We start from the raw sequence: 9,285 nt of genomic DNA, 5'->3' as shown, positions 1-9,285 counted from the left end.
AGAAAATCCGGAGAATCCTGGCGAAGGTGAGACTGTTGAACCTGGCATTCAAACAGATCCCATCGCCCGTGCAGCTCCATTAAACCTGCTTAATCAAGGTCAGAATGAGGCCATTCCCTTTAATGAGAGAACAATCACAAGACAGCCTGAATTTATGACATATAGTTCAGAAGAACGATCGCAAGAGGCTCAAACTGATGAGATTAATTCTTTCGAGGAGAAAAAAAACATTATTTATGCTGAGGAGTTGATTGGTTTTATAGTTTCAGAGTCAAATCAGGAGACACAACTTTATCAAGTTCTAGATGCCGCGGATGAAATAACAAATTCGAATAATCAAAAAGATTTCTTATTAGGATTACCAGGACAAGAAAGTAATTTGCTGGATATGGATTATATGAAATCAGATATTGTTTCCTTAGCAAATCTGCTTTCTGATTCTAATAATGTCGAAAATACGATTGTGTTAGAAAATGAGAATGATCCAATCGTTATTGAAGCAAATACGGAGGAAGTTGCTCAAGTAACAGATCCATCGATATTAGATAATCAGGCCGATCACTATTTACAACAGCTTTTCTCTGATCAGCAACAGATGATTGGCTAATAGAGTTATATACTGAGATAATGAGATAAGTATGAAAAATGCAGCCAATTGGCTGCATTTTTTTATAGACATAACATTAAGGCACTAAAATTTCTAGCTCACGTAAAATACTACATAGTTTGATCATCGGCATGCCCATCAATGTGGTTTGGTCCTGGCCAATCATTTCTTCAAAAAGGCTGATGCCTAGGCTTTCACATTTAAAGCTGCCGGCACAATGCAGTGGCTGTTCAAGTTCCACATAACGTTCAATTTCTGCCTGAGACAGCTTACGGAATTTGACCTTATAGTGCTCAACCAATGTTTTCTCAAAACCGGTCGATTTCTGCTGTACGCTCAACGCTGTACTAAAATAGACAATTTTGTCTGAGTTGGCCTGTAGCTGGCGAATAGCTTTTTCAGGCGTTAAAGGCTTTCCGATAAAAATATCAGGTGCGCCTTCACGCCATGCCACCTGATCAGAGCCGATTACAATTGCATCAGGATGCTGTTCAGTAATATATCGGGCTTTTTCAAAAGCCAGTCGCTTGGCTAAATCATCCGCATGATTTTCACCTTTCGGTGATTCATCAATATTCGGGACGATCGATACGTAGTCGAGACGTAAACGATCCATCAGTTCTTTACGGGTCTGGCTGGATGAAGCCAGGATGATTTTTGCGGTATTCATTAGACAGCGTATTCTTCTAAAACATGGAGAGGGACATAAGCCAGCACGGCCTTATGGCAGGCCTGCAGCTTAATTGGTGGGGCAAAACCTGCCTCATAAGCTTCTACCCAGCGTGTCACACAGATACACCAGAAATCTCCCGGTTGTAGTCCTGGAAAGCCAACTTCGGGTAATGGGGTGATCAGGTCATTACCTACTTTCTGTGAATAGTTAAGAAATTCGGAGGTCATCTGTGCACAAACGGTATGCTGACCGATGTCACTTGGTGCAGTATGGCAGAAGCCATTGCGGAAATAGCCGGTAATGGGATCAAAACAGCAGCTTGCCAATGGCTCGCCAAGAACATTTAAACGGTTTAACTCTGGATCTGGATGTATCGACATGGGTACTGTATCTGGTAGATGCTTTTTCCTATCATAACAAAACTTTGGCAATCGTTAGCTTTTCTGCAAAAGATGCTAACCTTTTTCTGCATAATCATTTAAAATCCCCCTCGTTTTTAATATCAATAAAAGAGAGCTCTACATGAACTTTCAACGCATGACTGATCTTGACCTGGCGGGTAAACGTGTTCTTATTCGTGAAGATTTAAACGTACCAGTAAAAAATGGCGTGATCACTAGCGATGCACGTTTACGTGCGGCACTTCCAACAATTAAAGCTGCATTAGAAAAAGGTGCTGCTGTAATGGTGTATTCACACCTTGGTCGTCCAGTTGAAGGTGAGCCTAAGCCTGAACAGTCTCTTGCACCTGTAGCAGCCTATCTGACTGAAGCATTGGGTCAGGAAGTAAAACTGTTTACTGACTACTTAGATGGTGTTGAAGTTCAGCCTGGTCAAGCGGTTTTACTTGAAAACTGCCGTTTCAATGTGGGTGAAAAGAAAAATAATCCTGAACTGGCAGCAAAATATGCAGCACTTTGCGACGTATTTGTAATGGATGCATTTGGTACTGCGCACCGTGCAGAAGCTTCTACTGAAGGGGTGGCTCGTCAGGCTAAAGTTGCGGCAGCAGGTCCTTTATTGGCAGCTGAACTGGATGCACTGGGTCGTGCGTTGAAAACTCCAGAAAAACCAATGGTTGCGATCGTTGCTGGTTCTAAGGTTTCAACTAAACTTGACGTACTGACTTCACTGTCTGACATCTGCGACCAGCTTATCGTGGGCGGTGGTATTGCGAATACTTTCCTTGCGGCGGCTGGCTACAACGTGGGTAAATCACTGTGTGAAAATGACCTGATCGACACGGCAAAAGTAATCGCTGCGAAAGTATCAGTTCCACTTCCAACTGACGTTGTAGTTGCGGATGCTTCTGAAATTAACTTTGACGACTTCCTTGGTTCACTAGCTGCGGCTAAAGCAACTGTGAAAAAAGTTGAAGATGTTGCTGACAACGACATGATCCTTGACGTTGGTCCAGAAACCGCGAAAGCATTTGCTGAAATCCTGAAAACTTCAAAAACCATCCTTTGGAATGGTCCAGTTGGCGTATTCGAAGTAGATCAGTTCGGTGAAGGTACTAAAGCACTGTCTTTAGCAATTGCTGAATCTGAAGGTTTCTCTATTGCAGGTGGTGGTGATACTTTAGCTGCGATCGACAAATACAACGTGGCTGACAAAATTGGCTATATCTCAACTGGTGGTGGTGCATTCCTTGAATTTGTTGAAGGTAAAACACTTCCTGCAGTTGCTGTACTTCTGGAACGTGCTTAATTACATTGTCCTGAAGTAAATGCTTCTAGAAAAAAGCCGGTTTAATACCGGCTTTTTTATTTCCAAAACAAATCAATTCTGGATCAAAAAATACTGGTATATCTATATCGGTTGCCAATGTACCAAAAGATAAAACAACTGTAGAAAGCACAGATATTGCATGTTTAGCCGTGGTTGTTGAATAAGTAACAAAGTCAAGCCCCAAAGTCCCTGCAAAAGCAGGGATTTTTTATCAATTTATGTGTTTTCTTGCTGAATTGAATACGGTTCGCATGTAGAATATGTCGCATTACCTGGGAGGATATTATGGCTCTTATTTCATTGCGCCAGCTCTTGGATCACGCCGGCGAACATGGTTACGGCGTACCAGCATTCAACGTAAACAACTTAGAACAAATGCGTGCCATCATGATGGCGGCAGACCAAACTAATTCACCTGTAATCGTACAGGCATCTGCGGGTGCTCGTAAGTACGCAGGTGCACCGTTCCTGCGTCACCTAATTTTGGCTGCAATTGAAGAATGGCCACACATTCCAGTGGTAATGCACCAAGACCATGGTACTAGCCCTGCAGTATGTCAACGTTCTATCCAGTTAGGCTTCTCATCTGTAATGATGGATGGTTCACTGGGTGAAGATGGTAAAACTCCAACTTCATACGAATACAATGTAGACGTAACTCGCCGTGTCGTAGAAATGGCACATGCGTGTGGCGTTTCTGTTGAAGGTGAAATCGGTTGCCTGGGTAGTCTTGAAACTGGTATGGCAGGTGAAGAAGATGGCGTAGGCGCTGAAGGCGTACTTGACCATTCTCAACTGCTGACTTCTGTTGAAGAAGCGCGTCAATTCGTTGCGGATACCAATGTGGATGCGCTGGCAATTGCAGTAGGTACTTCACACGGTGCGTACAAGTTCACTCGTCCACCTACAGGTGACATCCTTGCAATCGACCGCATCAAGGAAATTCACGAAGCGCTGCCAAATACTCACCTGGTAATGCACGGTTCAAGTTCTGTGCCACAAGAATGGCTGAAAGTGATCAATGAACACGGCGGTAACATCGGTGAGACTTACGGTGTACCTGTTGATCAGCTGGTTGAAGCAATCAAACATGGTGTTCGTAAAATCAACATCGATACTGACTTGCGTCTGGCTTCTACTGGTGCGATCCGTCGCTTCCTGGTTGAAAAACCAAGCGAATTCGACCCACGTAAATTCTTCACTGCAACAATTGATGCAATGAAACAAATCTGTGTGGATCGTTACGAAGCATTTGGTACAGCGGGTAATGCTGACAAGATCCGTCCAATCTCATTGGAAAAAATGGTTTCTCGCTACTAATTGCTAGCCTGAAAATCAATTGAAAAGCCCACAAGATTTTGTGGGCTTTTTTGTCATAAAATAAAGCACTTAAAATAATGATGAGCAGACAATGGAACTGATTTTTGCTGCTGCATTGTGCAGCGTACTGGTCTCGATTTTATTAAAAGTAGGGAAGAATAGGGGGTTAAGTCCCATTCATCTGATTGGCTGGAATTATGCGGCGGCAAGTGTACTGTGCTATTTCTGGTTTAAGCCAGATTTTGTCCATATGTCAGTATCAAATACGCCGTGGCTGCTTATTATCGCTTTAGGGATTTTGTTGCCAAGCGTATTTCTATTGTTGGCACGAGCATTACAAACCGCGGGAATTTTAAAAACTGAAATCGCACAACGTCTGTCTGTGGTGTTGTCGTTGGCGGCGGCCTATTTCATCTTTCAGGAACAGTTTAACCAGTTAAAACTGTTAGGGATTGGACTCGGGATTAGCGCCGTATTGTGTATCCTGTTTTCTCATCGCGGTGATACGAGCACAGGCAATCGAGGTATGATGTATCTGGGCTTGGTCTGGGTCGGTTATGCAATGATTGATGTGCTGTTAAAATACACAACAAGCTTGGGATTACAGTTTGCCCTGACCTTAAACCTGATGTTTATCTGTGCCTTTGTGTTATCTATGATTTATTTGGCGATTCAATATAAGCATCTGGGTGATTTAAAACATTTAGGTGCAGGACTGGTCTTGGGCGGACTGAACTTTGCCAACATTGCCTTTTATGTAAAAGCACACATGCTGCTCAAAGATACCCCGGCAATCGTCTTTGCAGGCATGAATATACTGGTGGTGATGTTTGGTGTGCTTGCAGGCTTGATGTTGTTTAAAGAGCGCTTAAGACCTGCAAGCATTATCGGATTGGTCTTGGGAATTTCTAGTGTGATTTGCTTAGCCTATGCCATGTCTGCTTGACGTAAGTACTGGCATAATTCAGAGGTAAGCGAATCAGGTCTTCCTTTTCTGCCATACCCAGCAGTAAGCCGGCCTGTCGGCAGTGGGGGCAATGCGGATAACTGTGCTGTTCATGCTTATATTGATGTAAATAGATCTTGTCGCAGTGTTTGCATTCAAATTTCATTGGTCTGGATGGAAGAACCGACATGGAAACCTCTATTTTTTTATTCTGAATTTATGATTGTTCTTTAGATAAGCAAAAAATAGGCCCACAATGACAAGGAAAGGGGCTTTGCGCCCCTTTTATATCACAAAACCTTATAATTTTGTAAAAATATCCTCGGCTTTCAGACGAGATTTCGGCAGTTTGGCATTGAAATCATTTTCACTGCGATAACCAAATGTTGCGATGACAGATGGAATCAGGCCCTGTTCATCCAGCTTCAGCTCTTGAGCCAGGATTTCTTCATTAAAGCCACCAATCGGGGTGGCATCGACACCTTCAATACCAGCAGCCAATAGCACATGACCAAGGGCAATAAAGGTCTGGTTTTCTGCCCAGCGCTGAATATCACCTTTTTCATTGCGATAATATTCGATATAGCCAGTACGGGTATTGCGCTGTGCCTCTTTGGCTGCTTCATCTTTAAAGCGGCCCAACACATCATCACGTTCAAGCAGATTTTCCAGATGCTGTTCGTTAATGTCCGCTTTGGTGCAGAATACGATGGTGTGCGAAGAATCCAATACTTTTGGTGCATTGTAGGCATATTTACCCACTAAAGCTTTGGCAATACGTTGTTTGGCTTCGTCAGTATCGGCAATGAAAAAGTGCCAAGGTTGAATGTTGATTGAAGATGGTGCCAGGCGAAGAATCTCGGTCAAACGATCAAACTGTTCCTGTGGAATTTTCTTGGATGGATCATAAGCTTTTGTGGTGTAACGAGATTCAGATACCTTAAGTACATCCATAACTGGACTCCATGCTTCAGTGTTTATCTTGGGTTGAGATCTATGTGGCAGCATGCTGCTGACTTCGAAGTTGATTATTACAATAAATTGGCATCAGGCAAAGTGGTCATTTTGCAGATGCTTAGAATTTATAACGCATGAACTTAGACCTTTTGCTAATCAAAAAAGAGCTTTTCACTATTGGCACTTTTTGCCAAGAGGCGTTTAATAGTCCGTATAAGCAAAGACATGCAAGCGAGTGGGCGTATGCAATACACCAATTACTTCAAAAGAAAACTGAAGACCGAACAGCAGATCGGTCTGTGGGTCGGTCTGGCAGATGCTTACGGTACAGAAATTGCTGCTAATGCAGGTTATGACTGGTTGCTGATTGATGGTGAGCATGCTCCAAGTGACTTGAGAACGACATTGTCACAATTGCAGAGCATTGCTGCTTATCCATCTCAGGCGGTGGTCCGTCCACCGATTGGTAGCGTGCAGCTGATAAAACAGTTACTTGATATTGGTGCACAAAGCCTGCTAATTCCGATGGTGGAAACTGTGGAGCAGGCAGAGTTGATGGTCAAAGCTGTGCGTTATCCACCTGAAGGTGTTCGTGGTGTGGGTGCTGCATTGGCTCGTGCGACTCGTTGGAACAGTATCCCGAATTATTATCAAAAAGCCCATGAAGATATCTGTCTGCTGATTCAGATTGAATCAGTAAAAGGGCTGGAAAATCTGGATGAGATTTTAAAAATCGAAGGTATTGATGGGGTATTTATCGGGGCAGTAGATCTATCTGCGACCATGGGCTACGAAGGTAATCCGAACCATCCTGAAGTGCAAAAAGCAGTTGTCGATGCGATCCAGCGCATTCGTGCAGCAGGCAAGGCAGCCGGGATTCTGTCGACTCAGCATGAAGTCACTCAAAAATATCTGGATTTGGGTACTGAGTTTGTTGCAGTGGGCGTAGATACCAGTGTCTTGATGAATTCTTTACGTGAGCTGTTATCTAAATATAAACAGGGTACTGAACTCGTGAAATCTGAGGGTGGCTATTAATCTGCTCGGTATTCCCTGAAATGAAAAAGGCAACTAATTGTACAGTTGCCTTTTTCTTTGCCTGATTTTAATCAATAAGTGAATTAAACTGCTTCAGCTACCAGTTCAGCTGTTTGTGCAGTTTCAGCTTGATTCCCCTTATAACGGTATTGTGCTGCACGGTGATTGTCTGGCAGGCGTGGACCTTGGCCAAATAGCTTTTCACGCAGTGTACCTTCACGGTATTCAGTTTGGTAGACACCACGACGTTGCAGTTCTGGTACTACATATTCCACGATATCTTCAAAACTCTTATGCGCTAGGATATAAGCCAGGTTAAAGCCATCGATACCGGTGACTTCAATCCATTCTTGCAGTTTGTAAGCTACAGTGCTTGGTGAACCAACAATGACTGGGCCATTCCCGCCAACGCTGGTCCATTTTGCCACTTCTTCAATGGTCCAGATCTTGTTTGGATCAGCTTGGACATAAGATTCCAGCATGGATTGAATCGCATTGGTCTGGATGTATTCCACTTTATCCGTAGGCTTGAACTGAGAAAAGTCCACACCTGACCAGCCAGAAGCTAAAGTTAAACCACCATCATAGCTGCCATATTGCTGATATTCGTGGAACTTTGCCTGTGCTTTTTCATCGGTTTCATCCACCACGATGGCCAGCATGGTGTAGATCAGCACAGAGTTTGGATCTTTGCCTTCCTGAATCAGATTATGACGTACACCTTCTGCTAGTTTTTTTACAGCAATCTGGGTCGGTGCTGAAATAAAGACACACTCCGCATTCTGGCTGGCAAACTTCCGACCACGTTTTGATGCGCCAGCCTGATATAACACAGGGGTACGTTGTGGCGATGGCTCACAAATATGAATCCCCGGTACGGTAAAGTATTGGCCTTCGTGATTGATTGGATGCACTTTGGTGTGATCCGCAAAGATGCCGCGCTCTTTATCACGTAACACAGCATCATCTTCCCATGAACCTTCCCAAAGTTTATATAGCACTTCCAGATATTCATCGGCGATGTCATAACGATTGTCATGGCTGACCTGAGTTTTGAGGCCGAGGTTTTTAGAACCGCTTTCCAGATAGGAAGTCACGATATTCCAGCCGGCACGACCTTTGGTCAGGTGATCCAGCGTACTCATGCGACGTGCAAAAGGATAGGGATGCTCAAAAGAAATGGAGGTGGTGACTCCAAAGCCAAGATGCTTGGTCACAGCTGCCATAGCAGGCACGATTTGTAGCGGATCATTGACTGGAACCTGTACCGCACCGGTCAAGGCATGCTCAGCTGAACCATGATAAACATCATAAATGCCTAATACATCGGCAATAAAAATACCGTCAAATTTGCCTTTTTCCAGAATTTTCGCCAGATCAGTCCAATATTCCAGATCTTTATATTCTGTAGAGCGATCCAGCGGGTGACGCCATAAGCCCGGTGACTGATGGGCGATACAGTTCATTTCAAAGGCATTGAATCGGATTTGCTTGGTCATGATGTTCTACGAGTGTTACGTGTTCCAAACATCGTAGAGGGTAAGCGTCCGCTGAACACACCTTCTGAATTCATCCTATAAGCCTTAATTTAGTCCCCACTTAAAAACAAGTGGGGACTAAAATTTATGACTACAAATCACCAGACATCCATCGCATCTCTTGCGAAAAAACGAAGAACATACAGTGCTGAATTTAAACAGCAGATCGTTCAGGCTTGTAAAGCACCGGACGTTTCAATTGCTTCGGTCGCTTTGCAACATGGATTGAATACAAATCTTGTATCCAAATGGATTCGCTTAATTGATGGTAAGCCAGGGAATGATCGCTCACCACTACCGAATAAACCTGCATTTATTGCCTTATCTTGCTCTGCACCATTAGATCCTACTCCTACTGACATGTTAACGGTTCAAATTACTTTACCCCACTCAAAAGCAGAAATTGGCTTGAAATGGCAGACATCAGAAATACCTGCCTTGGCAGAATTACTCAAGGCACTGGCAACATGATCCG

The 9,285-nt window shown here is 43.6% G+C and carries 10 protein-coding genes and 1 pseudogene; 6 read left to right on the top strand and 5 right to left on the bottom strand.

All coding sequences use genetic code 11. The features are described from left to right. Window positions 1–607: pseudogene (locus GW12_RS15800) on the top strand (cell wall protein); the annotation flags it as partial. 76 nt (window positions 608–683) lie between these two features. Here GW12_RS15800 and GW12_RS15150 read toward each other — a convergent pair. Continuing rightward, the gene (locus GW12_RS15150; RefSeq protein ID WP_034589192.1) at window positions 684–1,277 is read right to left on the bottom strand and encodes a nucleoside triphosphate pyrophosphatase; all 594 of its coding nucleotides are present in this window, start codon (window positions 1,275–1,277) and stop codon (window positions 684–686) included. Next, on the bottom strand, window positions 1,277–1,660 hold the full coding sequence (locus GW12_RS15145; protein WP_034589191.1) for a DUF2237 family protein: 384 nt from the start codon (window positions 1,658–1,660) through the stop codon (window positions 1,277–1,279). Before GW12_RS15145 ends, GW12_RS15150 begins: the two co-directional genes overlap by 1 nt. 142 nt (window positions 1,661–1,802) lie before the next feature. Between GW12_RS15145 and GW12_RS15140 the strand changes: the two genes are divergently transcribed. From GW12_RS15140 to GW12_RS15130, 3 genes are all read left to right on the top strand, one after another. Beyond that, the gene (locus tag GW12_RS15140) at window positions 1,803–2,990 is read left to right on the top strand and encodes a phosphoglycerate kinase (RefSeq protein ID WP_034589188.1); all 1,188 of its coding nucleotides are present in this window, start codon (window positions 1,803–1,805) and stop codon (window positions 2,988–2,990) included. Between the two features lie 306 nt (window positions 2,991–3,296). Beyond that, window positions 3,297–4,331, top strand: coding sequence for a class II fructose-bisphosphate aldolase (gene fba, locus GW12_RS15135; protein ID WP_034589185.1), 1,035 nt, complete (start codon window positions 3,297–3,299; stop codon window positions 4,329–4,331). A gap of 91 nt (window positions 4,332–4,422) precedes the next feature. Further along, entirely contained in the window at window positions 4,423–5,277 is an 855-nt protein-coding gene (locus GW12_RS15130; protein ID WP_034589183.1) for an EamA family transporter, read from the top strand. Here the strand turns inward: GW12_RS15130 and GW12_RS16070 are convergent. Both GW12_RS16070 and nfsB read right to left on the bottom strand, forming a co-directional pair. Further along, window positions 5,240–5,467, bottom strand: coding sequence for a hypothetical protein (locus GW12_RS16070; RefSeq protein WP_081403516.1), 228 nt, complete (start codon window positions 5,465–5,467; stop codon window positions 5,240–5,242). The two genes, GW12_RS15130 and GW12_RS16070, sit on opposite strands and share 38 nt — an antisense overlap. A 110-nt stretch (window positions 5,468–5,577) precedes the next feature. Continuing rightward, window positions 5,578–6,231, bottom strand: coding sequence for an oxygen-insensitive NAD(P)H nitroreductase (gene nfsB / locus GW12_RS15125; protein WP_034589182.1), 654 nt, complete (start codon window positions 6,229–6,231; stop codon window positions 5,578–5,580). A 246-nt stretch (window positions 6,232–6,477) separates the two neighbouring features. Between nfsB and hpaI the strand changes: the two genes are divergently transcribed. Then, a complete protein-coding gene (gene hpaI / locus GW12_RS15120) occupies window positions 6,478–7,272 on the top strand; it encodes a 4-hydroxy-2-oxoheptanedioate aldolase (protein WP_034589198.1) in 795 nt (264 codons plus the stop codon). A gap of 83 nt (window positions 7,273–7,355) precedes the next feature. On the opposite strand, the gene GW12_RS15115 is transcribed toward hpaI, so the two are convergent. Then, a complete protein-coding gene (locus GW12_RS15115; RefSeq protein ID WP_034589180.1) occupies window positions 7,356–8,771 on the bottom strand; it encodes an LLM class flavin-dependent oxidoreductase in 1,416 nt (471 codons plus the stop codon). A gap of 126 nt (window positions 8,772–8,897) precedes the next feature. Here GW12_RS15115 and GW12_RS15110 point away from each other — a divergent pair, with 126 nt between their 5' ends. Then, complete coding sequence (locus tag GW12_RS15110; RefSeq protein WP_034589178.1) at window positions 8,898–9,281, top strand: transposase; 384 nt, start codon at window positions 8,898–8,900, stop codon at window positions 9,279–9,281. Window positions 9,282–9,285: the final 4 nt, after the last annotated feature.

Origin of the sequence: Acinetobacter sp. HR7 (genome assembly GCF_000773685.1) — a bacterium.
Lineage (GTDB): Bacteria > Pseudomonadota > Gammaproteobacteria > Pseudomonadales > Moraxellaceae > Acinetobacter > Acinetobacter thermotolerans.
The sequence above is the reverse complement of the archived record's forward strand: the minus strand, read 5'-3'. Positions and strand labels throughout refer to the sequence as shown.